Genomic DNA, 24,590 nt, shown 5'->3' on the forward strand with positions numbered 1-24,590 from the left:
CCGGTCACATCCGGAGCGGCGCGCTGATGCCCAGTAGGTCGAGACCTCGCACCAGCACGGCTTCGGTCTGGCGGCAGAGGCGAAGCCGCGCGTCGCGGTCGGTCGGATCGGCACGGAGGATCGGCACGGCGTCGTAGAAGGCCGCGAATCGCTTGGCGACCTGGTGGAGCAGCGCGCACAGGCGGTGGGGTTCGAAGGACTCGGCCGCTGCTCGGGCGGTGGCGTCGAAGTGGAGGAGCAGGAGCGCCAGCTCCCGTGCCTCGGGGGGGTCGAGGGCGATCGCGGCGTTCGGATCGTGCCCCTTCGACCCGGCGTGCGAGAAGACCGAGCGGACGCGGGTCACCGCGTACTGCAGGTAGGGGCCGGTGTTGCCGACCGGCGCGAGCATGCGGTCGAGGTCGAACATGTAGCCGGTGTCGTGCGGCACCGAGAGGTCGGCGTACTTGATCGCGCCGATCGCGACCGCGCGGGCCGCACGTCCGCGTTCGTCGTCGTCCTCGATCGCATGCTCGCGGTCTGTGGCCGCCGCCGCCCGACGGTACGCCTCGTCGATCAGGCCGGCCAGGGTGGCGCCGTCTCCACTCCGGGTGCGGAGCAGCTTGTTGTCGGCGCCCACGACGTTGCCGATCTTCACGTGCACGGTCGCGGTCGTCGGCGGGAGCCATCCGGCTTCCCGGGCGACGGCCCAGACCATCTCCAGATGCGTCGCCTGAGGTTCGCCGATCACGTAGACCGCCTGATCGGCCCGCAGCGCCGTCACGCGGTATCGGATGGTCGCCAGGTCGGTCGTGGCGTAGCCGTATCCGCCATCACGCTTCCGGATGATGAGCGGCGCCGGAGCGCCGTCGCGCCCGGTGAATCCCTCGGGGAAGGCGCAGAGGGCGCCGTCGCTCACTCGGGCGAGCCCGAGCGCTTCGAGTTCGGCGCAGATGCCCGCGAGTTCGTCGTTGTAGGAGCTCTCGCCGGCCAGGTGCTCGTCGGTCAGCGACACGTCGAGGCTGGCGTAGACCCTTCGGAAGTAGGCCTTCGACGCGTCGACGAGCTCGGCCCAGCGCTCGAGCGTGGCGGCGTCGCCCGCCTGGAGGAGCACCACGCGCCGGCGGGCGCGCTCGGCGAAGGCGGGCGAGGCGTCGAACTTGGCGCGCGCCGCCCGGTAGAAGGCGTTGGGGTCGTGGGCCATCCGGTCGAGCTCGGCCGACCCGAGGCCGAGGTCGATCGAGTGCTCGATGAGCATGCCGAACGGGGTGCCCCAGTCGCCGATGTGGTTCTGGCGGATGACCGTGTGCCCGCTCCACTCCAGCATGCGCGCCAGGGCGTCGCCGACGACGGTGGTGCGCAGGTGGCCGACGTGCATCTCCTTGGCCACGTTCGGCGACGAGTAGTCGATCACGATGCGTCGACCCGTGGCGTCGTGCCGCTCCGGAACCGCGAGCGACGAGAGCCGTTCCGCGATCCACTCGGTGGAGAGCTCGAGGTTCACGTACCCGGGCCCCGTCACCTCGGCGCGCGCGATCGGGCCGTCGACCGGGATCCGCTCGACGACCTGCTGTGCGAGGTCGCGCGGGCGCAGGCCGTGCGCGGGGCCGAGCGACAGGGCGGCATTGCTCTGCAGGTCCGCGAAGCGCGACTCCCGGATCACCGGGTCGACGGTTGCGGGCTCGACGCCGAGCACTTCGGCGATCGCGTGCGCTGCGACGGACGCCACGGCAGCTGTCGGGCTCTCCACGCGTGGAGTGTACCGAACCCCGACGGCGGGGGTCTCGACGGATCCCCACGTCGATCGCGTCGCGTTGATTGATCATGAAATCGATTTCGCATAGAGTGGCCGACGACGACGTCGCGGAGTTGCGATGACGTCGTACCGGTCGCGATCGAGGAGGAACGCCATGCCGAAGCGATGCACGCTCGGTGTCGACATCGGCACCTCGAGCAGCAAGGGCGTGCTCGTCGCGGCCGACGGCGAGATCATCGCGACCGCCACGGTGGCGCACGAGGTGGCGCGCCCCCGAGCCGGCTGGGTCGAGATGGACGGCCGCATCTGGTGGCACGAGTTCGTCGAGCTCGCGCAGCGACTGCTGGCCGAGGCATCCGCTCTCGGCATCGAGGTCGAGGTGGCCGGCGTCGGGGTCAGCGGCATGGGCCCCTGCATCCTTCTCGTCGACGACCACGACGAGCCGGTGCGCCCCGCGATCCTGTACGGCGTCGACACGAGGGCGACAGCGCAGATCGAGCGGATGTCGCAGCAGCTCGGCCTCGACGAGATCACGCGGGTCGGCGGCTCGAGCCTCACCTCGCAGGCCGGCGGCCCGAAGATCGGGTGGATCTCCGACGAGGAGCCCGCGGCCTTCGCCCGGGCGCGTCGCCTGTTCATGCCCGCCTCGTGGCTCGCCCGCAGGCTCACCGGCGCGTACGTGCTCGACCACCAGTCGGCCAGCCAGGTCTCGCCGCTCTACGACATCGACGCCGAGACGTGGCACGAGCCTTGGTGGAACCGCTTCGCCGACGGCATCGAGCCGCCGCCGCTCGCCTGGGCGGGCGACGTCGTCGGCACGGTCTCCGAGGCCGCGGCCGCCGCCACCGGCATCCCGGTCGGCACGCCCGTCATCGCCGGCACGATCGACGCGTGGACCGAGGCGGTCAGCGTCGGCGCCCACGGCACCGGCGACCTCATGCTCATGTACGGCACGACGATGTTCCTCATCGCGACAGGGGAGCAGACCCTGCGCACGCCGTCGATGTGGACGACGGTCGGCGCGTTCGCGGGCACCCGCAACCTCGCGGGCGGGCTCGCGACCTCGGGCGCGCTGACGAGCTGGCTCAAGGACCTCACCGAGGGCGACTACCCGACCCTGCTCGCCGAGGCGGCCGAGTCCGACGTCGGCGCGCGCGGCCTCGTGATGCTGCCCTACTTCGCGGGGGAGCGTACCCCGATCCTCGATCCCGACGCCCGCGGTGTCGTCGCCGGGCTCACCCTCGGTCACACCCGCGGCGACCTCTACCGCGCCGCCCTCGAGGCGACCGCCCTCGGCGTGCGCCACAACGTCGAGACCATGCGCGCCGCAGGCGCCGACATCCGCCGCATCGTCGCCGTCGGCGGCGGCACGCAGGGCTCGCTCTGGCTGCAGATCGTGTCGGATGTCACGGGGCTCGTGCAGGAGGTGCCGCAGACGACGATCGGGGCGAGCTACGGCGCCGCGTTCCTCGCGGCGACCGCGACCGCGACCGCGGCAGAGGCGCCGCCCCGCATCGCCGACTGGAACCCCGTCGCGACGACGATCCGTCCGCGGCCCGAGGTCGCCGCCGACTACGACGTGCTCTTCGAGCGCTACCTGCGCCTCTACGCCTCGACGAAGGAGCTCGTGCACGAGCTCGCAGCCGAGCAGCGCGGTGCATCCGGAGACACTCACGACCACGCCGATCAGGAGGGCGCGCGATGACCGGCAGAGCACGAGGCATCCCGCACACCGCGGAACGCGCTGCGTTCCCCCTCGGTGGCATCGGCACCGGGAACGTCTCGATCGGCGCCCGAGGCGAACTGCGCGACTGGGAGCTCGAGAACCTGCCCGACAAGGGGCGGCTGAACCCCAACACCTTCTTCGCGATCCACGCGGCGCCCGAGGGTGCCGCCGCGGTGACCCGTGTGCTCGAGGCGAAGCTGACCGGCCGCCACGACTGGGACGCCGGCTACGGCTTCGACCGGCTCGCGGGGCTGCCGCGCCTCGCCGGTGCCACGATGCGCGGCGAGTACCCGGTCGTCGACATCGACTTCGACGACGAGGTGCTGCCGGTCGAGGTGTCGCTCACCGCCTTCACACCGCTCGTGCCGCTCGACGCCGACGCGTCGGGCATCCCGGCCGCGGTGCTGCGCTACCGCGTGACGAATCCCGCGGAGGTGCCCGTCGCGGTCACGATCGCCGGCTCCCTCACCCACACCGCCGGCCGAGGCGAGGGCCCGTACGGCATGCGCGCTGCCCAGACCGTGCGCTGGCGCGACGACGGCGCGGTGCGCGGGCTCGACTTCGGCATCGGGCTGCCCGCCGACGACTTCGGGTACGGCACGATGAGCCTCACCACGACGGATGCCTCGACGACCGCGAAGCCCCAGTGGGTGACCGGGTTCTGGCCCGACGGCCCGCGCCTCTTCTGGAGCGACCTCGGCGATGACGGTCTGCTCGAGCCCGAGCCGCGGCTGACGCTCGAGGATCGCCCCCGCGGCCTGTTCGCCGACTCCGACGACGGCGCGCCGATGACCGAGGAGGCCATCTTCGAGAAGCTCCCGCGCCTTCGCACCGGCACGCTCGGCATCGTGCACGAACTCGCGCCGGGGGAGCAGCGCGACTTCGAGTTCGTGCTCTCCTGGAGCTTCCCGAACCGCCGACGCGGCTGGTACGGCCACATCGTCTTCGGCGACGCCGACCCCGCAGGGGTCGTGCGCAACCGCTACGCCACCCTCTGGCCCGACGCCTGGGCGGCGGCATCCCACCTGCATCGCGAGCTGCCCGCCCTCGAGGCGGCGACGCGTGCGTTCGTCGAGGCGCTCTACGGCGGCAGCCTCGATCCCGTGATCGCCGACGCCGTCGGCGCGAACATCGCTGCGCTGCGCTCGACGACGTGCTTCGTCGTCGAGCAGCCGAACCCCGAGCTCGGCACTGGACCGGTGTTCGCCGCGTGGGAGGGCTCGTTCGACCACGGCGGATCTTGCGAGGGCACCTGCACCCACGTCTGGTCGTACGCGCAGACGGCGGCATGGCTCTTCCCGTCGCTCGAGCGGAGTGCGCGCCGGGTCGAGTTCCTGCTCGAGACGGATGCCGCGGGCGCCCAGAAGTTCCGTTCGAACCGGGTCTTCGGCGGTCCGTCTTGGTTCATGGGCCCGGCGGTCGACGGGCAGCTCGGCACGTTCCTGCGCCTGCACCGCGAATGGCGGTTCTCGGGCGACGACGAGTTCCTCCGCGAGCTCTGGCCGGCCGCGGTGCGCACCCTCGACTACGCGATCCGCGAGTGGGACGGCGACGGCGACGGCTTGCTCGACGGCGAGCTGCACAACACCTACGACATCGAGTTCCACGGCATCGAGCCGCTCGCGAACGGCATGTTCCTGGCCGCGCTCCGCGCCGGCGCCCGCATGGCGGCCCATCTCGGCGAGACGGACCGCGCGAGCGACTGGCTCGAGCGTGCCGAGCGCTGCGCCGAAGGCATGGAGGCGGTGCTCTGGAACGGCGAGTACTACCGCCAGGTCGTCGACGACGTCGACGCGCACCGCTACCAGTACGGCGACGGCGTGCTCTCCGATCAGCTGCTCGGCCAGTTCCACGCCTCGGTCAACGGCCTCGGCGAGATCCTGCCCGGCGATCACGTGCGGAGTGCCCTCCGCGCGATCGTCGGGCACAACCACCGCGCCGACCTCACCGAGCACGAGAGCACGCAGCGGGTCTACGCCCTGAACGACGAGGGCGGGCTGCTCCTGGCGTCGTGGCCGCGCGGCGGACGACCGGCGATCCCGTTCGTCTACTCCGACGAGGTCTGGACGGGCATCGAGCACCAGGTCGCCGCGAGCCTCGTCTACGCCGGGCTCGTCGACGACGCGCTGCTCGTCGAGCGCACGCTGCGCGCCCGCTACGACGGCACCGTGCGGAATCCGTGGAACGAGATCGAGTGCGGCAACCACTACGCCCGCTCGCTCGCGTCCTGGGCGCTGCTGCTCGCCTTCAGCGGCGTGCAATGGGATGCCCCGACCCGCACGCTCTCGTTCGACCCGGGCTCCGACGGCCGCTACCTCTTCACGACCGGTGGGGCATGGGGTCGCGTCGAGATCGATGGCGACGAACTCACCCTGCACCTCGACGGCGGCGTGCTCGATGTCGAGCGCGTCGTGCTGCGGGGGCGCGAGGCATCCGGAGCACTGCACCTGACCGCCGGCGACCGCAGCACCGTCCGCACGGCGGCCCACGACCACGAACACCAGGAGACACGATGACGAGTTACACCCTGCCCGAGACCGTCGAACGGCCGGTCGCGACGCCGAACACCGCCTACCTCATCGCGAGCGGCGACCTGCGCGAATCGGCCAATACCGCCGGCTGGGCGATCCAGTCGGCGATGGAGGCGGAGGTCGCGACGGCCCTCGACGAACTCGGCTGGCGGATCGTGCGCGCCAACGGGGTCGACCCGGCTACGGGCCATGGCTTCATCTCGAGCCAGCGTATGGGGCTCGAGGTCTTCAAGGCGATCCCCGTCGATGCCCCGCTCATCGTCGCCGAGGCGGTCTGGCAGTATTCGCACCACGTGCTCGCCGGGCTCCGCACTCACCGCGGCCCCATCCTCACCGTGGCGAACTTCGCGGGCGACTGGCCGGGGCTCGTGGGCCTGCTCGGCCTGAATGCCGGCCTGACGAAGATGGGCAAGCCCTACTCGACGATCTGGTCGGTCGACTTCACCGACGCGTGGTTCCGCGCCGGGCTCCGCGAATGGGTCGAGACCGGGCGCATCACCCACGACGCCGCGCACGTGCGGCCGCTGCCTGAACTGCCCGACACCCCCGAGGTGCGACTCGGACGCGCCCTCGGCGACCAGCTGCTCGCCGACAAGGCGATCATCGGCGTCTTCGACGAGGGCTGCATGGGCATGTACAACGCGGTCTTCGACGACGAGCTGCTGAACCCGCTCGGCATCTACAAGGAGCGGCTCTCGCAGTCGGCGCTCTACGCCGAGATGCTGACCGTGCCCGACGCCGAGGCCGATGCCGCCCGCGACTGGCTCGTCGAACGGGGCATGACCTTCCGCTTCGGCACGGATGACGCGACCGAGCTCACGGTCGAGCAGGTGCGTTGGCAGATGAAGATGTACATCGCCGCACTCCGCATCTCCGACGACTTCGGCCTCGACGCCGTCGGCATCCAGTACCAGCAGGGTCTGAAGGACCTCGTGCCCGCGTCAGACCTCGCCGAGGGGGTGCTCAACTCGACCGAGCGGCCGCCCGTGTTCTCGCGCGACGGTTCGCGGGAGCTCCACGCCGGTCGTGCCTTCCCGCACTTCAACGAGGCCGACGAGGGCGTCGCCGTCGACGCGCTCATCACCGATCGCGTCTGGACCGCGATGGGGCTCGTGCCCGACAACACCCTGCACGACGTGCGCTGGGGCGAGGAGTACGACGGCGAGTTCGTCTGGGTGTACGAGATCTCGGGCTCGGTGCCGGCCTCCCACCTCGACGGCTGGGCGAACGCGGAGGGCTGGCGCCAGCACCCGGTGTTCTTCCCCGCGGGCGGAGCGACGATCAACGGGGTGTCCAAGCCCGGCGAGATCGTGCTCTCGCGGGTGTTCATCGCCGACGGGATCCTGCAGGCCGACGTGTTCCGCGGCACCGTCGTCGAGCTGCCCGCCGAGGAGACCGAGCGTCGGAAGCAGGCGACCAACCCCGAGTGGCCGATCGCGCACGTCGTGCTGCACGACGTCTCGCGCGACCAGTTCATGGCCCGCCACAAGGCCAACCACGCCCAGCTCGTGTACGCGCCCGACGCCGAGACCGCCGACAAGGCGCTCGCGGCGAAGGTCGCGATGCTCGACCGCATCGGCGTGAAGGTCAACCTCATCGGCACCGTGGCCCTCTGAGGCGCCGGGGCGCTCCGATTCCCGGGAGCGCGCGGCGGAGTGAGCGGGCGCAGCCGTGTCCCGCTCGCTCCCGCGTCGAGGCCGGCCGCCTCGGCTACGACCCCGCGCGGAACCGGATCGGGTAGCGGATCGGACCGGTGTTCCCCGAGACGGGCAACCACTCGCCGGCACCGTCGGGCGCGGCATCCGGCATGCGCTGCGCGAGCAGTGGCAGCGCGGCGCTCATGTCGGTGCGCGCGACGAAGTGGCCGATGCAGTGGTGCACGCCGCCGCCGAAGCCGGCGTGCAGCGGGCGGTCCTCGACCAGCAGGTCGAAGTCGGATGCCTCGCCCATCGCGCGCGGATCGGTGCCGATCGCGTGCGAGAGCACCTGCACGATGCCGCCCTTCGGCACGAGCAGGCCGTGCAGCTCGACCTCTTCGAGCGCTTCGCGGGTGACCCATGTGACGGTGGGGTTCACCCGCATCACCTCTTCGACTGCACGGCCGCCGAGGTCGGGGCGGGCGGCGAGCAGGGCCCACTGATCGGGGTGCGCGAGGAAGGTCTGCATGGCGAGACCGAGCTGGTTGCGCGTCGTCTCCATGCCGGCGAACGCGAGGAAGACCAGGGCGACGCTGAGCTCGCGCCGGCTCAGTGCGTCGTCGCTCTCGTGGGCGGTGAGCAGGGTGGTGACGAGGTCGTCGCGCGGGTTCGCCGCGCGGTCGGCGATGACCTCCTCGATGTAGGCGGTGAGACCTTCGAGTGCCGCCTCGATGCGCGGCAGGTCGCTCTTCACGTTGACGCCGAACGACTTGCCGAGGTCGTCGGCCCAGTGCGCGACCTGCGGCCACTGCTCGTCGGGCAGGCCGAGCAGCAGGCAGAGGATGCGGGAAGCGTAGGGCTCGGCGAACTCCGAGACGAACTCGACGCGGCCGCGCGATGCGAACCCGTCGATGAGGTCGTTCGCGAGTGCCTGGAACTGCGGCCGCATGGCCTCGATCGTCCTGCTCCGGAACGCCGGGCCGAGCAGTCGCCGCAGGCGCAGGTGGTCGTCGCCCTCGATGCTCAGCAGCGTCTCGCCCCACCACTCCTGCCACGGCCCGTCGTGGATGCCGTTCTGCGCCGGCCAGCGGGCATTGCCCTGCTGGAACCGACGATCCTTCAGGACGGCCGTGCCCTCGTCGTAGCGGAGGATCGCCCAGCCGTATGGCGTCTCGGCGTACCAGCCCGCATCGCGGGCCTCGATCACGGGCTCCGACGTGACGTCGAAGGCGGGGTCGGCGAGGTCGAGGTGTGGAACTACGTCGGTCACACGCCGAGCCTACCCACCGGGGATTCGACGAGCGTCGGGAGGGGTGGCCTGCCATGATGTCGGCATGGCGACCTTCACCGATGAGCACGGGGTCCGGATCCACTACGAGTCCTGGCGGGTGCCCGACGCGACCGCGGTGATCCAGCTCGCGCACGGCGTCGGCGAGCACATCGGCCGGTACACCGAGCTCATCGAGGCGCTGAACGTGGCCGGCTACTCGGTCTGGGCCGACGACCATCGCGGTCACGGGCAGACCGGGTTCGAACAGCACGGCGGCGACCTGACGCGCATGGGCCGCCTCGGCCCAGGCGGGCTCCGGGCGACGATCGACGCGGTCGAGCAGTTCACCGGCGTCATCCGCGAAACCGAAGGGTCTGAGCTTCCGCTCGTGCTGCTCGGGCACTCGTGGGGCTCGCTCATGTCGCAGATCATCGTGAACCGCAGCGCCGAGAAGTACGACGGCGTCGTGCTCACCGGCACGGCCTATCGCACGCTCTTCGACATGAACGGCGGCGACCTGAACGCCCGCCACAAGCACCTCGGGCCGACCCCGGTCGAGTGGCTCAGCCGCGACTCCGACGTCGCAGCCGCCTTCATGGCGGACCCGTACACGACCGACGTGCCGCTGCGAAAGCTCTTCGGCACGGTCGACGCGCTGCGCCTGCTCGGCCGGCCGGCACGCCACCTGCCCGCTGAGCTGCCGCTGCTCATCATGGTCGGCTCCGACGACACGCTCGGCGGCGAGGAGAGCGCTGCGAAGCTCGCGAACGCCTACGTTCATCGCTCGGGCCTCGTCGACGTCGAGCTCATCGTCTACGAGGGCGCCCGGCACGAGATCTTCAACGAGACGAATCGCGCCGAGGTGCGCTCCGACCTCATCGAGTGGCTCGACGAGCGGTTCGCGACCGACTGACGGGCGTCGTCACCCGAGCATCGCCCACGCCACGCACAGCACGCCGGCCGCGGCGAGCACGATCCACGACGGGTGCCGTGCGCGGCTGAACACCAGCGGCAGCAGGCTCGCTGCGATGAGACACCACCCGATCGCGGCGATCGCGGCATCGACGCCTGCACCGAATGCGAACAGGGCCAGCGCGACGGCGATGGCGAGGGCGAGCACGGACGTCACATGCCAGGCGAACCGCAGCGTTGCCACCGGGAACGCCGCTCCGGCCACTCGCGGCAGTTCGTGCTGCCGCGAGAGCGGCACGAGGATGAAGCGCTCACCGAGCAGGGAATGGCCGATGGCGAGCACGAGCATGAGCACCGAGGCGATGACGAGCATGCGGTCAGGCTATCGAGGAGCGGTCGGCCGGGACCCGTGGTTCAGATCGCCGCGCGTCCCGGAGGCACGTCGAAGCCGAGCAGCCTGATGCGCGGATGGCTCGTGACCTGCGACTCCGTCGCCCACGGGTAGACGATCGTGGTGATGTTGCAGTTGCCGAGCACCGGCAGCAGGTCGCGGTAGCCGTCGGGGTCCATGCCGGCGAGATCGCAGAACAGCAGCCTGATGAGCGTCGCGTGCGCCACGACGAGCACGCGCCCGTCGGGGAACTCCTCGACGAGCTCGTCGAAGACCGGGAGCGCCCGGGCGATGCCGTCGCGGCCGCGCTCGCCGCCGGGGAACGGATTCGATGCCGGCGCACGGCAGAACGCCGCCCATTCCTCGGGGAACCGCTCGGCGAGCTCGGTCGGCGTGAGCCCCTCGCCGTCGCCGAAGTCGATCTCGACGAGCCGATCGTCGATGCGCAGCGCGAGCCCGGTCGTCTCCACGGATGGCGCGGCCGAGCGCCGGGCTCGGCTGAGCGGCGAGGCGACGATCGCGTCGAGTTGCGCGTCGACGGCCCAGGCGCCGAGCGCGGCGGCCTGTCCGAGACCGTGGCGCGTCAGCGGGACATCCGAATTGCCCGCGTACCGGTGGTCGGCGTGCCAGGTCGTCTCGCCGTGGCGTGCCAGGTAGAACGTCGTCATGCGCCCAGCGTACGCAGGGGTCGACATCTCGGCAGGGTCGGCTAAAGTTTTGAACATGTTCGAAAACACGACGGGTGCCCCGCGCACGAAGGCTGAACGCACGCGGGCCCGCATCCGCGACACCGCGCTGGCGTCCTTCCGCGAACGCGGGTACGACGAGACGACGGTGCGACTGATCGCGCAGGAGGCCGGCGTCTCGCTCGGCAACGCGTACTACTACTTCCCGACCAAGAACCACCTCGTGCAGGAGCTGTACGTCGAGGTGCAGCGCGAGCACCGGGCCGCCGCCGAACCGCTGCTCGGCGAGTCCACTGATCTCATCGATCGACTCGGCGTCGTCTACCGCACGGGTCTCACGACCCTCGAACCGTTCCATCGTTTTGCACCGGGGTTCCTGAGCGCGGCCGTCTCGCCGAAGTCGCCGATCAACCCTCTCGCCGCCGAATCGACCGAGGCACGTGACCTCGCGGTCGGGTTGTTCGACGAGGCGGTCGCCGGCGCCCGTCACTCGCTGCCCGACGACCTCGCGCGCTCCCTGCCCGAGGTGTTCTGGCTCGGCTACCTGCTGCTCGCGCTCTTCTGGGTGTACGACACGTCGCCCGGACAGGAGCGCACGCTGCGCCTCCTCGACCGCGGGCTCAAGCTCCTGGCGCTCGCGCTGCCGCTCGTGAAGCTGCCACTGCTGCGCAAGCCGCTGCGCGAGCTCGTCGAACTGATCGGCGAGGTGCGGGCATGACCGTGCCGGCAGAGCCGGCCAAGGCAGCCGGCGCATCCGGCGTATCCGGCGCACCCGACCGTGCCGACGGTCCGGATCCGCGCGATCTGCGCCTCGCCTCGCGCTACGGCATGCTGCTGCGCACGCCCGAACTGCCGATGGCGTTCAGCTTCACCGAGTTCGCCCGCGGCGCGGGTCTTGCGTGGCTCGGCTTCCAAGCTCTCTTCTCGTTGGGTTATGCGTCGACGGGCGTGGCAATGGCCTTCGCCTCTCTCGCTCAGCCCGATCGGTTCTCGTCGTTCGAGTCGGCGGTCGGCTACGTGCCTGCCATGCTTCTCTTCTCCTTCGGCTATGCGATGCCGTGGTCGATCGGGGCGCTCATGCTCGTCGGCGGTCCCGCTGCATGGCTGCTCGGCCGTTCGCTGCGCCGAGTGCGCGCGATGCGATGGCATCTCGTCGGCTTCGCCGTGCTCGGGCTCGTCGTGGGGCTCGCAACGAGCGTGATCGCCACCGCGACCATGCAATTCCCCGGCTCGCAGGGCTCAATCTTCGTGCTCATCGCGACGCCCGCCACGACAGTCGCCGTCGCGTTCGGCTGGTGGCGCACCGCGTCGTGGGCGCTTCGCGACGATGTCGGCTTCCGGGCGGCGTTCGCGGTGCGGCATCCGTAGGCTGTACGGCATGCACGGTGAATACAAGGTGCCCGGTGGCAAGCTCGTGGTCGTCGATTTCGAGGTGCGCGACGGGGTGATCGTGAACCCGCGCGTCGCGGGCGACTTCTTCCTCGAACCTGACGAGGCCCTGGGCGACCTCGATGCCGCGCTCACGGGGCTCTCCGCGGCATCCGATGCGAAGCAGATCGCCGCGGCGATCACCGCCGGCCTGCGGCACGACGCCGTCATGCTCGGCTTCTCTGCCGAGGCGATCGCGGTCGCGGTGCGTCGGGCGATGACGGACGCCACGAGCTGGGCCGACTACGAGTGGGAGATCGTGCACGACGCGGCCGTGCCGCCGCGCACGCACCTCGCCCTCGACGAGGTGCTGGCGACCCGTGTGGGCGAGGGGCGCCGCAAGCCGACGCTGCGCTTCTGGGAGTGGGACGAGTCGGCCGTCGTCATCGGCAGCTTCCAGTCGGTGAAGAACGAGGTCGACCCCGAGGGCGCCGAGAAGTACGGCTTCGACGTCGTGCGCCGCATCTCGGGCGGCGGCGCGATGATGATGGAGCGCGGCAACGTCGTGACGTACTCGCTCTACGTGCCGGGCGAACTCGTGCAGGGCATGAGCTTCGCCGACTCCTACGCCTTCCTCGACGACTGGGTGCTCCAGGGCCTGCGTGCGATCGGCATCGAGGCGACCTACCAGCCGCTCAACGACATCGCGAGCCCGCTCGGCAAGATCGGCGGCGCCGCGCAGAAGCGACTCGGCTCGGGCGGCGTGCTGCACCACGTCACGATGTCGTACGACCTCGACAACGAGAAGATGCTCGAAGTGCTGCGCATCGGCCGCGAGAAGATCAGCGACAAGGGCATCGCATCGGCCGCCAAGCGCGTCGATCCGCTGCGCTCGCAGACCGGGCTGTCGCGCGCGGCCGTCATCGAGAGCCTGAAGCAGACCTTCACGACGCTCTACGGAGCCACCCCCGGCACGGTGAGCGCCGACGAGCTGGCCGAGGCCGAGGCGCTCGTCGAGTCCAAGTTCTCGACGCGGGAGTGGCTGTACCGGGTTCCCTGAGCCCGCCGGGCCCTGTCCACACCGTGCGAGGAAGGCTCAAGCGATCCCCGTTAGACTCGCCGGGTGGAGTGGTGGATCTGGGTCGGCATCGCCGCGCTCGTCGTCGCCTTCGTGGCGCTCGCCGTGCGGCGCGGCTGGATCGACCTCTCCGACAAGACCAAGCGTGGCGGCGGTGGCGGCGGCGTCATGATGATCGGCGACGAGGTGTTCGCGCCCCGCAAGCACGAGGCGCAGGTCGAGCTCGACCGGCAGAGCCGCCTGCCGGTTCCCGCGCCGATTCCGGGCGACGGCGACAAGGGCATCGCGTTCGACGACGACGGCACGGATGCCTCGCGGCCCGCGCCCGTCGGCGCCGATCGCTTCCGCGGCACGATCCGCCTCGACGTCGACCGCGAATGAACCTATCGGTTCGCTGCGCTACCCGACGGGTGGGCAGCCGAGCTCCGCAGCGACGGCGCGCATCGCGGCGGCCGCCTTCTCGACGGTCATGAGGGCGTTCCCGCCGACGATGTGCAACCCGTACGCGTCTTCGAGCGCGACGAAGGTCATCGCCAAGTCGTCGTCCGAGAGGCCGGGGGAGAAGGCGCCAGAGGTGCGCCCCGCCGCGATGATGCCCCGGTAGGTCTCGAGCTGGCGCAGGTAGAGCTTCTGCACGAGTTCGTCGTGCAGTGCCGAGTTGCCGGCGAGCACGTCGAATTCGTAGAGCAGGCTCATCAGTGCGTCGTCGGGGCCGCTCGGCAGCCCCGCGTCGATGGCCGCCGCGAGCTGCGCGCGCGGATCGGCGAGCTCGGCGATCGTGGCGTCGCGCGCGTCGCAGAAGCGCTCGACGCCGGCCGCGTGCGCCTCGACGAGCAGTGCGTCGAGGTCTTCGTAGTAGTAGAGGATCGCGCCGCGGGTGAGGCCGGCCTGCGCCGCGACATCCGTCAGCGACAGCGAGCGCAACCCGTGGGTGCGTCCGGCCGCGTACGTCGCTTCGATCAGGGCCGCCCGTCGTGCTTCCTGGGTGCGGGGGCGTGCCATGTCGTTGACACTATCCGATCGGCATGCAACACTGCATGAGTTATTTGACTCCAGTGTCAAAAAACCTGAACGCCCGGATCCCCCGACGAAGAGAGATCGAAGCATGTCCAGCCCGAACCTCCCGAGCGGCACTGCCGCCCCGGCATCACCCACCCTCGACACGGCCGCGACGACGACGCACGGCGGTCAGCTCTCGCGTTCGCTCGGCGTCGGCGGCAACGTGCTCATCACCCTCTCGGGCATCTCGCCGGCCTCGAGCGTCTTCATCCTCGGCGGCGCGGCCCTCGCCGGCTACGGCACCGGCGTCTTCTGGGGCTTCGCCCTCGCCGGCGTGATCAGCATCCTCATCGCGTTCTGCTACGCCGAACTCGCCTCGCGACACCCGATCGCCGGCGGCGACTACTCCCTCGTCAGCCGGGTGCTCGGCCCGGCCTCCGGCGCAGCGGTGTTCTTCATCGGCATGGTGAGCCTGCCGCTCATCATCGCGATCTTCGCGCTCGGCGTGGCCGACTACCTGGGCTTCGCGCTCGCCGGCCTCGACCCGCTCGCGACCGCGCTCATCGTGATCGCCCTCGCCACCGTGACGGCGTGCTTCAACATCCGCACCAACGCGTGGGTCACCGGCGTCTTCCTCTTCATCGAGCTCGCGGCACTCGCCCTGCTCGCCGTGCTCGGTCTCGTGCACATCGAACGGCCGATCACCGACCTGTTCGACCCGCAGGCGCTCGATGCGGCCACGGGAGGGCTCGCGCCGCTCGGCATCGCCGGCCTCGTGCTCGCCGTGACCCAGGGCATCTTCTCGTACAACGGCTACGGCGGCGCGGTCTACTTCGCCGAAGAGACGAAGAACGCGAAGCGCGCCATCGCGCGAGCCGTGCTCTGGAGCGCCGTCATCACCGTGATCGCCGAACTCGTGCCGCTGACCGCCGTGCTGCTCGGCGCCGACTCGCTCGAGGAACTGTTCGGTGCCGGGCTGCCGGTCGAGAGCTTCCTCGCCTCCCGCGCTGGTGACACGGTGACCGTCGTCGTGCTCGTCGCGATCGCACTCGCCATCATCAACGCCATCATCGCGATCGCCCTGCAGTCGGGCCGGCTGCTCTTCGCCGCCGCCCGCGACCAGGCGATGCCGGCCGCACTCGCGCGGCCGCTCGGCCGAGTGTCGGCGCGCACCAGCATGCCGGTCGCCGCGACCATCGTGATGGGCGTCATCGCGCTGGCGGCGTGCTTCATCCCCTTCGACGTGCTGCTGAACGCCACCGGGTCGACCCTCGCCTTCAGCTACGGCTTCATCGCACTCGCGGCGTTCGTCGTGCGCCGCTCGCCCGCCACGCCAGGCACGTACCGCATGCCGCTCTGGCCGGCGCCGCCCGTGCTCGCGCTCGTCGCGATCATCACGATCTTCGTGATCGGCATCCTCGACCCGGCGCAGTGGCTGAGTCTCGCGATCGCGTTCGGCATCGTCGCCGCGGGCTACCTGTACTACGTGCTCTACCTCCGGCATCGCCCGGGCGTGCTGCACCTGATCGATGCATCCGACGACCCCGACGACCTCGATGGCACTCCGGTCGTGACCGGCGAAGGGCGCGGCGCATGACCATCGACCTGCTCATCACCGGCGCGCGCGTGCGCACCTTCGACCCCGCGCAGCCCTGGGCCGACGCCGTGGGGGTCGAGGGCGACCGCATCGCCTACGTCGGCACCGCGGCGGATGCCCCGGCAGCGCGCCGGACGATCGACGCCACCGGGCGTCTCGTGACCCCCGGCATCATCGACAGCCACAATCATCTCCTGCTCGGCTTCGACGCCGACGCGGTCTCGCTCGAGGGTGCTCACGAGCTCACCGAGGTGCGCCGGCGCATCTCCGAGTTCGCGGCACGCCGCCCCGAGCTCGACTGGGTCTGCGCCGAGAACGCGGTGTATTCGATCCTCGAGGGCCGGCGGCCGAACGCGGCCGACCTCGACGGATTGACCGACCGGCCGGTCTTCGTCACGACGTACGACCAGCACTCCGTCTGGTTGAATCGCACCGCGCTCCGCGTGCTCGGCATCGCCGACGGCGTCGACATCACCTGGGGCCGACCCGAACGAGATGCCCGCACCGGTGAGCCGACCGGCTGGGTGACCGACTTCTACACGAGCGCCATGACCGAGGCCGGACTCACGGCGCTGCAACGGGACATCCCGATGTACTCGCCGGAGCGCCGCTATCGCAAGCTCTGTGCGAGCATGCGCATGGCCACCTCGCTCGGCATCACGACCGTCGTCGAACCGCAGGTGCCGCTCGCCGAACTCGGCCTCTTCACTCGCGCGAGCGGCGAGGGGCGATTGAGTTCGCGGGTCATCGCGGCGCTCTTCCACCCGGTCGGAGCGGATGCCGCCTTCCGCGCGCAGCTCCGCGAGGCCGTCGACTCGGCACCAGCAGACGACCGGCTGCGGTTCGGGCCGGTCAAGCTCTACGCCGACGACGTGATCGAGCCGCACACCGCCCTGATGCTCGAGGACTACGCGAACCGGCCCGGGGTGCGCGGTCGCCCGAGCTACCCCGACCGTGAGCTGGTGGGCGTCATCGGCGAACTCGACCGGCTCGGGTTCCAGACCCACACGCATGCCACGGGCGACGGCGGCATCCGGCTCGCCCTCGACGCGATCGAACACGCGGCGCGCAACAACGGCACCCGCGACCGGCGCCACGGCATCGTGCACGTCGAGTGCCTGCATCCCGACGATCTGCCGCGCTTCCGTGGACTCGGCGTGACGGCGGCGATGCAGCCGCGGCACTGCTCGCCCGACCTGGTGGCGGGCACGTGGATGGAGAACGTCGGCGAAGAGCGATGGGGTCGTGCCTGGCGGTTCCGGAGCCTGCTCGACTCGGGCGCGACCGTCGCCTTCTCGAGCGACTGGCAGGTGGGCGAGATGGACCCCCTCGTCGGGCTCTACTCAGCGGCCACGCGGGCCGGCCTCGACGGCTCCGACGCCTGGACGAGCGCCGAACGCGTCGGCATCGATCGCTCGCTCGAGGCGTACACCGTGCACGGGGCGCGGGCATGGCACCTCGAGCACGCGCTCGGCCGCATCGGGCCCGGCATGCTCGCCGACCTCGCCGTGTGGTCGGGCGACCTGACGGCGCACGACGACGACCCGGCCGCCCTGCTCGACGAGCACGCCGAGCTCACGATCGTCGGCGGGGAGCCGGTGTACTCCGCGGGCGGACTCGTCGAGGAGGTCGGGCCCGCCGATCACGACCCGGTCGCGCTCGTCGGCGGAACTGCGAACGCGCAGGTGCACGAGCACTGAGCGGGCCGGCACCGGCACGGGCCGGGTCCGCGTCGGCGACGGACGACGCGACGACCCGGTCCGCGTCGTGCCCGTGATCGGACTGACAGACTGGTCGGGTGAGCAGCGACGAACCCGACCGCATCATCCATGCGGACAACCTCGCCGTGCTGCCGACCCTGCCCGACGGCCGGTTCACGCTCGTCTACCTCGACCCGCCGTTCAACACCGGCCGGGCGCAGACGCGGCAGTCGACCCGCCACGTGCGCGTCGCGGCGACGGATGACGCGGCGCAGGAGCCGGGTTCTGCGGGCGCTGTCGGAACCATCACCGGGTTCGCGGGCAAGCGCTACGAGCGCATCCGCGGCGACCTGCTGCGCTACGACGACCGCTTCGACGACTACTGGGGCTTCCTCGAGCCGCGGCTCGTCGAGGCGTGGCGGCTGCTCGCCGACGACGGCACCCTCTACCTGCACCTCGACTACCGCGAGGCGCACTACGCGAAGGTGCTGCTCGACGCGCTGTTCGGGCGCGAGAGCTTCCTCAACGAGCTGATCTGGGCCTACGACTACGGCGCCAAGGCGAAGCGAAAGTGGCCGACGAAGCACGACACGATCCTCGTCTACGTGAAGAACCCGTCGGCGTACTGGTTCGACTCGACCGCGGTCGACCGTGAGCCGTACATGGCGCCGGGACTCGTGACGCCCGAGAAGGCCGAACTCGGCAAGCTGCCGACCGACGTGTGGTGGCACACGATCGTCTCGCCGACCGGGCGCGAGAAGACGGGCTACCCGACGCAGAAGCCCGAGGGGATCCTCCGCCGCATCGTGCAGGCGTCGACGCGCGAGGGCGACTGGGTGCTGGACTTCTTCGCGGGGTCGGGCACGACCGGTGCCGTCGCCGCCACGCTCGGCCGCCGCTTCGTGCTCGTCGACGAGAACCCCGAGGCGATCGCGGTCATGAAGGGCCGGTTCACGGATGTCGCGGGGGTCGTGTTCGAGCAGGGGCCGACCGGGCGCTGACGCGCCGCGGCGCGCATGCCGCCGGCGTCAGCCCGACTGGCGCACCACGAGCTCGGTCGGCAGGATCGTCGCGGGCTCGACGTCTTCGCCGGCGATGAGACGCACGAGCTTGCGAGCCATCTCGGCGCCCATCTCGGAGGACGGCTGCCGCACGGTGGTGAGCGGCGGCATCGCGGTGGCGGCGTAGCGGTCGTCGTCGAAGCCGACCACGGCGACGTCGTCGGGCACCGAACGCCCGGTCTCGGCGAGTGCCGAGAGGGCGCCCATCGCCATCTGGTCGTTCGCGGCGAAGACGCCGTCGAGATCGGGTGCCCGCTCGAGCAGCCGGTGCATGGCCGCAGCACCCGAGGCGGCCGTGAAGTCGCCGAAGTCGACGAGGTCGTCGGCGAGCCCCGCCCGGGCGACCACGGCGGCGAACCCGTTCAGGCGATCGACCCCGGGCGGCATGTCCTGGGGGCCCGCGATCGTCGCGATGCGGGTGCGTCCGGCATCGACGAGGTGCTGCGCTGCGGCCGCCGCACCGTGCTCGTTGTCGACGTCGACGGTGTACCCGCTCGACTCCTCGGGTCCGAGGGGGCGTCCGCCGAAGACGAGCGGCAGCGAGCGCGAGAGGTGCGCGAACGAGTGGTCACCGGTGTGATGCGAGACGACGAGCGCGCCGTCGACGTTGCCGCCGAGCAGGTAGCGCCGGGTCTTGTCGGGGTCGAGCTCCGACTCGATGAGCATGTTCAACGTGTACTCGGTGCCCGCGAGGGCGAGCGCGGCGCCCTGCACGATCGAGGCGAAGAACGGGTCGTCGAAGACGCGTGCCGCCGACTCGGGCACGATGAGCGCGATGGCCTGCGTGCGCCGGCTCGCGAGCGAGCGGGCGGCCCGGTTCGGCACGTAGTTCAGGGCGGTGATCGCCGCCTGCACGGCCTCCGTGACCTCGGGACTCACCTTCGGCGATCCGTTGACGACCCGGGAGACCGTGGCGCGGGAGACGCCGGCGCGGGCCGCGACCATCTCGAGAGTCGGCGCGTGGCCGGCCGGAATGCTCCCCGTCATCGTGGGCCCCTTCCCCTGCTCCGGTTCACCCCACGATAGTGGTCGCGGCGAGCTGCCTCTTCGCCTGTGCGATCAGTGCCGCGAATGCGTGCGCACTGTCCTTCGGTGTGCGCTCGAAGGTGTCGTAGTCGACGCGCACGATGCCGAACCGCTTCTCGTAGCCCCAGGCCCACTCGAAGTTGTCGAGCAGCGACCAGACGAAGTAGCCGCGCACGTCGGCGCCCTGCTCGATCGCCTCCGCGATGGCGTCGACGTGGTCGAGCACGTACCGGGTCCGCTCCGCGTCGTGCACGGCACCGTCGTCGGAGACGACGTCGTCGTAGGCAGCGCCGTTCTCCGTCACGTACAGGGGCGGCAGATTGGGGTACTCCGCCCCCAGTCGCACGAGCAGGCTCGTGAGGCCGGCGGGGTTGACCTCCCAGTCCATCGCCGTGCGCGGCAGGCTGCGAGACGGCATCGAGACGTGCTCGCTGCCCGGGAACGGCGAGCGGCCGGGCCGGTCGGTCGGTCGCAGCGACGGCGCGGCGTCGGCGGGCAGCGGATGCCCCGACACGTTGTCGTCGTGGTAGTGGTTCACGCCGAGGAAGTCGATCGGTTGCGAGATCTGCTGCAGGTCGCCGGGGAGCACGCGCGCGTCGAGCCCGAACTCGCGCACGTCGGCGAGCAGGTCGCTCGGGTACGCGCCGAGCAGCAGGGGCTCCAGGTACATGCGGTTCCAGAGGGCGTCGATGCGTCGGGCGGCCTCGAGGTCGACGGGGTCGGCCGGATCGTTCGGCACCGCGTTCGTGAGGTTCAGCGTGATGCCGAGCCGGATGTCGCGCCCCGCGGCATCCGCGAGGCCCCTGAGCCGCTCGACGGCGAGACCGTGCGCGAGGTGCTGGTGATGCACGGCGGCCAGACCCGCCTCGGGGTCGTTCAGGCCGGGCGCGTGCTCGCCGCCGACGTAGCCGATGAGCGATGAGCAGAGCGGTTCGTTGAACGTCGTCCAGTGCGTGACGCGGTCGCCGAGCGACTCGTAGACGGCCTCGGCGTACTCCGCGAAGCGGAAGGCGGTGTCGCGGTTCGCCCAGCCGCCCTGCTCCTGCAGCGCCTGGGGGAGATCCCAGTGGTACAGCGTGAGCCAGGGCAGGATGCCCGCGCCGAGCAGTTCGTCGACGAGTCGCGAGTAGAAGTCGAGGCCCTCCTGGTTGACGCTGCGGCCACCGGGCACGACCCGTGCCCAGCTCGTCGAGAACCGGTAGGAGTCGAGGCCGAGCGAGCTCATGAGCGCGACGTCCTCCGGCATGCGGTGGTAGTGGTCGACCGCCCGGTCGGGAGTGTCGCCGCCGGCGATCGCCCCGGGCACGCGGGCGAACGCGTCCCAGATGGAATCCTCCTTGCCGCCCTCGTGTGCGGCGCCCTCGATCTGCGCCGCGGCGGTCGCCGAGCCCCAGATGAAGTCGGTCGGCCAGTTCCGTCGGAACGACGCGTGATTCACGTTCAACCCTTCACAGCTCCTTGCATGATTCCCGAGATGAGTTGCTTGCCCGCGATGACGAACAGCACGAGCAGGGGGATGGTGGCCAGCACCGCTCCGGTGAGCACGACCGAGTAGTCGACGTAGTAGCCCGACTGCAACTGGCTGAGCGCCGTCTGCAGGGTGGGGTTGGCGGGGCTCAGCACGATGAGCGGCCACAGGTAGTCGGTCCACGCCATCATGAAGGTGAAGAGGCCGAGGATCGCCATCGCGGGGCGGGCGGCGGGCAGTGCCACGTTCAGGAAGGTGCGGATCTGGTTCGCGCCGTCGACGCGTGCGGCCTCGATGAGCTCGTCGGGGATGACGTCGACGAGGTACTGGCGCATGAAGAACACGCCGAACGCCGTCACGAGGGTCGGCACGATGACGGCGCCGATCGTGCCCGTCCAGCCGAGCTCGCGCATCACCATGAAGAGCGGGATGATGCCGAGCTGCGTGGGGATCGCCATCGTCGCGATGACGAAGACCATCAGCCCGTCGCGGCCGCGGAAGCGGAGCTTGGCGAACGCGTAGCCGGCGAGCGTCGAGAACGTCACGACCGAGATCGTGATGACCGCCGAGATGACGATCGAGTTGCCGAGCGCGAGCCAGAACGGGATCGCGTCGAGCACCTTGGCCGCGTTCGTGAGGAAGTTGCCGCCCGGAATGAGGGGGAGCGTCTCGCCGCGGGTGGCGTTCGTGCCGCTGCCGACGACGACCGACCACCACAGCGGGTAGGCGCCGCCGATGATGAACGCCGCGAGCAGGCCGTAGGTGAGGAAACCCGGTCGGCTGCCGATGCCGGCGGTGCCCATCGCGCGTCGGGGGCGGCGGCTCGGAGCACCGCTGCCGTCGTCGTAGCGGGGCCGAGCCGGTCGATCGGGCTCGACGTCCTCGACGATCACGGCGGGGATGGGTTCGGGGGTCAGGGTGCTCATGCCGCTCCTCCTCGGGTGGCGCGTTCGCGTGCGCGGCGGGTTCGGCGGGTCGGTTTGTCGCCGCCGGTCGCGATGCGCCGGGAGATCAGGAAGTTGATGAGGCCGACGCCGACGATGAGCAGGAACAGCAGCCAGGCGACGGCGGCCGCTTCGCCGAAGTCGCGTCGGAAGAAGGCGAGCTCCCACATGAAGAGCACGGTGGTCTGGAACTGACGGTCGCTGCCGCCGATGCCGCCCGCGGTCGACACGTCGAAGAGTCGGGGCTCGGCGAAGATCTGCAGGCCGCCGATCGTGGCGGTGATGATGACGAAGATGAGCGTCGGGCGGATCGAGGGGATGGTGATGGCGAAGAAGCGGCGCACGGCTCCGGCGCCGTCGATCGCGGCGGACTCGTAGAGGTCGCGCGGCACCGACTGCATCGCCGCGAGCAGGATGAGGGCGTTGTAGCCGGTCCAGCGGAAGTTCACCATCGTGGCGATCGCGATGTGGCTGAGGAAGGTGTCGTGCTTCCACTGCTGGTCGGGGATGCCGAAGACGTTGAGGATGTTGTTCACGAGGCCGTCGGCCTCGTTGAACGCGCTCGAGAAGATGATCGCCACGGCGACCGGGGTGACGATGTAGGGCAGCAGCACGCTCATGCGCCAGAAGGTCGGTGCGCGCAGGCCCTGGTCGAGCAGGTAGGCGATGACGAGCGCCACGACGAGCTGCGGGATCGACGACAGCAGGAAGATGCTGATGGTGTTGCCGATCGAGTTCCAGAACATGGCGTCGCCGAGGATCTCGACGAAGTTGTCGAGGCCGACGTAGGCGCCCTGGCCCTTCAGGAGGTCCCACTCGTGCATCGAGACGACGAGCGTGTAGCCGAGCGGGAAGAGGCCGACGAGGGCGAAGAGGATGAAGAAGGGCGAGACGTAGAAGTACGGGCTCGCCTTGACGTCGAAGCGAGACAGGCGCTGACGGAAGGTCAGGGCGTCGGATGCCGCGGCTCGGCGCTGGGGGCCGGTGGTCCCGCTCTCGGGGGGCCGGATGGTCGTGGTCATGCGTGTCCAGTCGTGGGAGGTGGCGGAGAAGGGGAGGGCCCCCGGGGCAGCGCCCGAGGGCCCTCCGATTCCTCAGGTGGGACTACTCGCCGACGAGCTCGTGGAGCAGCTCGATGGTCTGGTCCCAAGCGGCGGCCGCGTCGATCTCGCCGCGGTCGAGTGCCGACAGCGGCGGGCCGAAGACGTTCTCCTGGATGACCGAGTCGTCGGGTCCCTTGAACTGGGCGACGACACCCTCTGCGCGGGCGGCGAGGATCGCTCCGGTGGGGGCGCCGTTGAAGAACTCGTTCGGCGTCGCCTCGGAGGCGAGGGTCTCCTGCGCCTCGACGGTGCTCGGGAAGTTGCCCGCGGCGGCGGACTGCTTCACCTGCTGCTCGGGCTGCGTGAGCCAGTCGGCGAGCTTGGCGGCGGCTTCCTTGTGCTCCGAGGTCTCGGGGACCGAGAGGAACGCGCCGCCCCAGTTGGCTGCGCCACCGGGGAAGACATCGGCGAAGTCCCAGCCGGTGGAGGCGTCGCCGCCACCGGTCTCGACCTGGCCCTGGACGACGCCGAGCATCCAGCCCGGGCAGACGAAGGTCGCGAAGGTGCCGTCGACGAACGACTTGCCGCCGTTCCAGTCCCAGGCGGTCTGCGCGGCCGAGAGGCCGTCGCCGACCGCGCCGGCGAGCAGGTCGTAGTTCGCCTTGAGGTCGGCGTTGTCCTCGACGTTCAGCTCGCCGTCGGCGGTGTAGTAGCCCTCGGACATCTGGTTGACCATCGAGTTCCAGACGAAGCCGGAGTGGTCGAACCACGCCTTGCCGGTGGCCTCCTGGTACTGGCGACCGACGTCGAAGTAGTGCGCCCAGTCGCCGTTCAGCAGCTCGGCGACGCTCTCGCGGTCGCTCGCCAGGCCGGCGGCCTCGAGTGCGGGGCCGTTGTAGCAGATGCCGGTCGGTCCGATGTCGGTGCCGTAGCCGATGACCCGGCCCTCGGGATCGGTCGCCTGCTCGTACTTCCAGTCGACCCAGTCGCCCTTGCGGTCGGCGATGCCGTAGTCGGCGAGGTCGACGAACTGGTCGGAGACCTCCATGATCGCGCCGAGCCAGCCCTCCTCGATCGCCACGACGTCGGAGAGGCCCGAGCCCGCGGCGAGCTTGGTGAACGCGTCGGTGCGGGCGTTGCCGCCCGTGTCGATGTTGGTGGCCTCGATCGTGACGCCCGGGTTGGCTTCCTCGTACTCGGTGTAGAGGTCGTCGTATCCGAACGTGCCGAACGTGGTGACGGTCAGGGTGATGTCGCCTTCGGCCTCGTCGCCGCCACCTGTGGAACAGGCGGAGGCGAGGAGGGCGATGGTCGCTGCGCCGGCTACGGCTGCGGCAACCTTCGTGTGGCGTGAGAGCTTCACGGTCACTCCTTTGTGTGTGCGTGGACGGGAATGTGTCACAGTGCGTGAGAGCGCTCTC

Annotated in this window: 21 protein-coding genes; 11 read left to right on the forward strand and 10 right to left on the reverse strand. The window is 70.6% G+C overall.

The window, feature by feature from the left end:
• Positions 1-4: 4 nt before the first annotated feature.
• Positions 5-1,726 carry an arginine--tRNA ligase gene (gene argS, locus BJY17_RS13830; RefSeq protein WP_179551868.1) on the reverse strand — a complete coding sequence of 574 codons (1,722 nt, stop codon included), beginning with the start codon at positions 1,724-1,726 and terminating at the stop codon, positions 5-7.
• Between the two features lie 160 nt (positions 1,727-1,886).
• Between argS and BJY17_RS13835 the strand changes: the two genes are divergently transcribed.
• Genes BJY17_RS13835 through BJY17_RS13845 form a run of 3 tightly spaced genes read left to right on the forward strand, consistent with a single transcriptional unit; the run spans position 1,887 to position 7,605 of the window.
• Entirely contained in the window at positions 1,887-3,437 is a 1,551-nt protein-coding gene (locus tag BJY17_RS13835) for an FGGY-family carbohydrate kinase (RefSeq protein WP_179551869.1), read from the forward strand.
• The gene (locus BJY17_RS13840; protein WP_179551870.1) at positions 3,434-5,974 is read left to right on the forward strand and encodes a GH116 family glycosyl-hydrolase; all 2,541 of its coding nucleotides are present in this window, start codon (positions 3,434-3,436) and stop codon (positions 5,972-5,974) included. Before BJY17_RS13835 ends, BJY17_RS13840 begins: the two co-directional genes overlap by 4 nt.
• A complete protein-coding gene (locus tag BJY17_RS13845; RefSeq protein WP_179551871.1) occupies positions 5,971-7,605 on the forward strand; it encodes a fucose isomerase in 1,635 nt (544 codons plus the stop codon). The genes BJY17_RS13840 and BJY17_RS13845 overlap by 4 nt, the downstream gene beginning before the upstream one ends.
• A 94-nt stretch (positions 7,606-7,699) precedes the next feature.
• Here BJY17_RS13845 and BJY17_RS18975 read toward each other — a convergent pair whose 3' ends face one another.
• The gene (locus tag BJY17_RS18975) at positions 7,700-8,896 is read right to left on the reverse strand and encodes a cytochrome P450 (protein WP_179551872.1); all 1,197 of its coding nucleotides are present in this window, start codon (positions 8,894-8,896) and stop codon (positions 7,700-7,702) included.
• Between the two features lie 64 nt (positions 8,897-8,960).
• Here BJY17_RS18975 and BJY17_RS13855 point away from each other — a divergent pair, with 64 nt between their 5' ends.
• On the forward strand, positions 8,961-9,809 hold the full coding sequence (locus BJY17_RS13855; protein WP_179551873.1) for an alpha/beta hydrolase: 849 nt from the start codon (positions 8,961-8,963) through the stop codon (positions 9,807-9,809).
• A gap of 9 nt (positions 9,810-9,818) precedes the next feature.
• Here the strand turns inward: BJY17_RS13855 and BJY17_RS13860 are convergent, their stop codons facing one another.
• Both BJY17_RS13860 and BJY17_RS13865 read right to left on the reverse strand, forming a co-directional pair.
• A complete protein-coding gene (locus BJY17_RS13860; RefSeq protein WP_179551874.1) occupies positions 9,819-10,181 on the reverse strand; it encodes a hypothetical protein in 363 nt (120 codons plus the stop codon).
• A gap of 41 nt (positions 10,182-10,222) precedes the next feature.
• Complete coding sequence (locus BJY17_RS13865; RefSeq protein ID WP_179551875.1) at positions 10,223-10,867, reverse strand: histidine phosphatase family protein; 645 nt, start codon at positions 10,865-10,867, stop codon at positions 10,223-10,225.
• 55 nt (positions 10,868-10,922) lie between these two features.
• On the opposite strand from BJY17_RS13865, the gene BJY17_RS13870 reads away from it, so the two are divergent.
• The 4 genes from BJY17_RS13870 (at position 10,923) to BJY17_RS13885 (ending at position 13,712) form a co-directional block, all read left to right on the forward strand.
• Positions 10,923-11,603: a TetR/AcrR family transcriptional regulator gene (locus tag BJY17_RS13870; protein ID WP_179551876.1), complete on the forward strand. Its 681-nt coding sequence runs from the start codon at positions 10,923-10,925 to the stop codon at positions 11,601-11,603.
• Complete coding sequence (locus tag BJY17_RS13875; RefSeq protein ID WP_179551877.1) at positions 11,600-12,253, forward strand: hypothetical protein; 654 nt, start codon at positions 11,600-11,602, stop codon at positions 12,251-12,253. Before BJY17_RS13870 ends, BJY17_RS13875 begins: the two co-directional genes overlap by 4 nt.
• Before the next feature lie 10 nt (positions 12,254-12,263).
• The gene (locus tag BJY17_RS13880) at positions 12,264-13,313 is read left to right on the forward strand and encodes a lipoate--protein ligase family protein (RefSeq protein WP_179551878.1); all 1,050 of its coding nucleotides are present in this window, start codon (positions 12,264-12,266) and stop codon (positions 13,311-13,313) included.
• Between the two features lie 63 nt (positions 13,314-13,376).
• The gene (locus tag BJY17_RS13885; RefSeq protein ID WP_179551879.1) at positions 13,377-13,712 is read left to right on the forward strand and encodes a hypothetical protein; all 336 of its coding nucleotides are present in this window, start codon (positions 13,377-13,379) and stop codon (positions 13,710-13,712) included.
• Positions 13,713-13,730: 18 nt separating this feature from the next.
• Here the strand turns inward: BJY17_RS13885 and BJY17_RS13890 are convergent, their stop codons facing one another.
• Positions 13,731-14,333, reverse strand: coding sequence for a TetR/AcrR family transcriptional regulator (locus BJY17_RS13890; protein ID WP_179551880.1), 603 nt, complete (start codon positions 14,331-14,333; stop codon positions 13,731-13,733).
• A 103-nt stretch (positions 14,334-14,436) separates the two neighbouring features.
• Here BJY17_RS13890 and BJY17_RS13895 point away from each other — a divergent pair, with 103 nt between their 5' ends.
• The 3 genes from BJY17_RS13895 to BJY17_RS13905 all read left to right on the forward strand — a co-directional run bounded on the left by BJY17_RS13895 (position 14,437) and on the right by BJY17_RS13905 (position 18,628).
• On the forward strand, positions 14,437-15,927 hold the full coding sequence (locus tag BJY17_RS13895; RefSeq protein WP_179551881.1) for an APC family permease: 1,491 nt from the start codon (positions 14,437-14,439) through the stop codon (positions 15,925-15,927).
• Positions 15,924-17,627 (forward strand): amidohydrolase, encoded by a 1,704-nt coding sequence (locus tag BJY17_RS13900; RefSeq protein ID WP_179551882.1) that lies wholly within the window; start codon positions 15,924-15,926, stop codon positions 17,625-17,627. Before BJY17_RS13895 ends, BJY17_RS13900 begins: the two co-directional genes overlap by 4 nt.
• 98 nt (positions 17,628-17,725) lie before the next feature.
• Positions 17,726-18,628, forward strand: a complete 903-nt coding sequence (locus BJY17_RS13905; protein ID WP_322789838.1) for a DNA-methyltransferase — start codon at positions 17,726-17,728, stop codon at positions 18,626-18,628.
• Positions 18,629-18,655: 27 nt separating this feature from the next.
• Here BJY17_RS13905 and BJY17_RS13910 read toward each other — a convergent pair whose 3' ends face one another.
• From BJY17_RS13910 to BJY17_RS13930, 5 genes are all read right to left on the reverse strand, one after another.
• Positions 18,656-19,675, reverse strand: a complete 1,020-nt coding sequence (locus tag BJY17_RS13910; protein ID WP_179551883.1) for a LacI family DNA-binding transcriptional regulator — start codon at positions 19,673-19,675, stop codon at positions 18,656-18,658.
• 25 nt (positions 19,676-19,700) lie between these two features.
• On the reverse strand, positions 19,701-21,152 hold the full coding sequence (locus BJY17_RS13915) for a glycoside hydrolase family 1 protein (RefSeq protein WP_179551884.1): 1,452 nt from the start codon (positions 21,150-21,152) through the stop codon (positions 19,701-19,703).
• A gap of 2 nt (positions 21,153-21,154) precedes the next feature.
• On the reverse strand, positions 21,155-21,985 hold the full coding sequence (locus tag BJY17_RS13920) for a carbohydrate ABC transporter permease (RefSeq protein WP_246304024.1): 831 nt from the start codon (positions 21,983-21,985) through the stop codon (positions 21,155-21,157).
• Positions 21,986-22,104: 119 nt separating this feature from the next.
• Positions 22,105-23,148 (reverse strand): carbohydrate ABC transporter permease, encoded by a 1,044-nt coding sequence (locus BJY17_RS13925; protein ID WP_179551886.1) that lies wholly within the window; start codon positions 23,146-23,148, stop codon positions 22,105-22,107.
• 82 nt (positions 23,149-23,230) lie between these two features.
• On the reverse strand, positions 23,231-24,532 hold the full coding sequence (locus BJY17_RS13930) for an ABC transporter substrate-binding protein (RefSeq protein WP_179551887.1): 1,302 nt from the start codon (positions 24,530-24,532) through the stop codon (positions 23,231-23,233).
• Positions 24,533-24,590: the final 58 nt, after the last annotated feature.

Origin of the sequence: Agromyces hippuratus (assembly GCF_013410355.1) — a bacterium.
GTDB lineage: Bacteria > Actinomycetota > Actinomycetes > Actinomycetales > Microbacteriaceae > Agromyces > Agromyces hippuratus.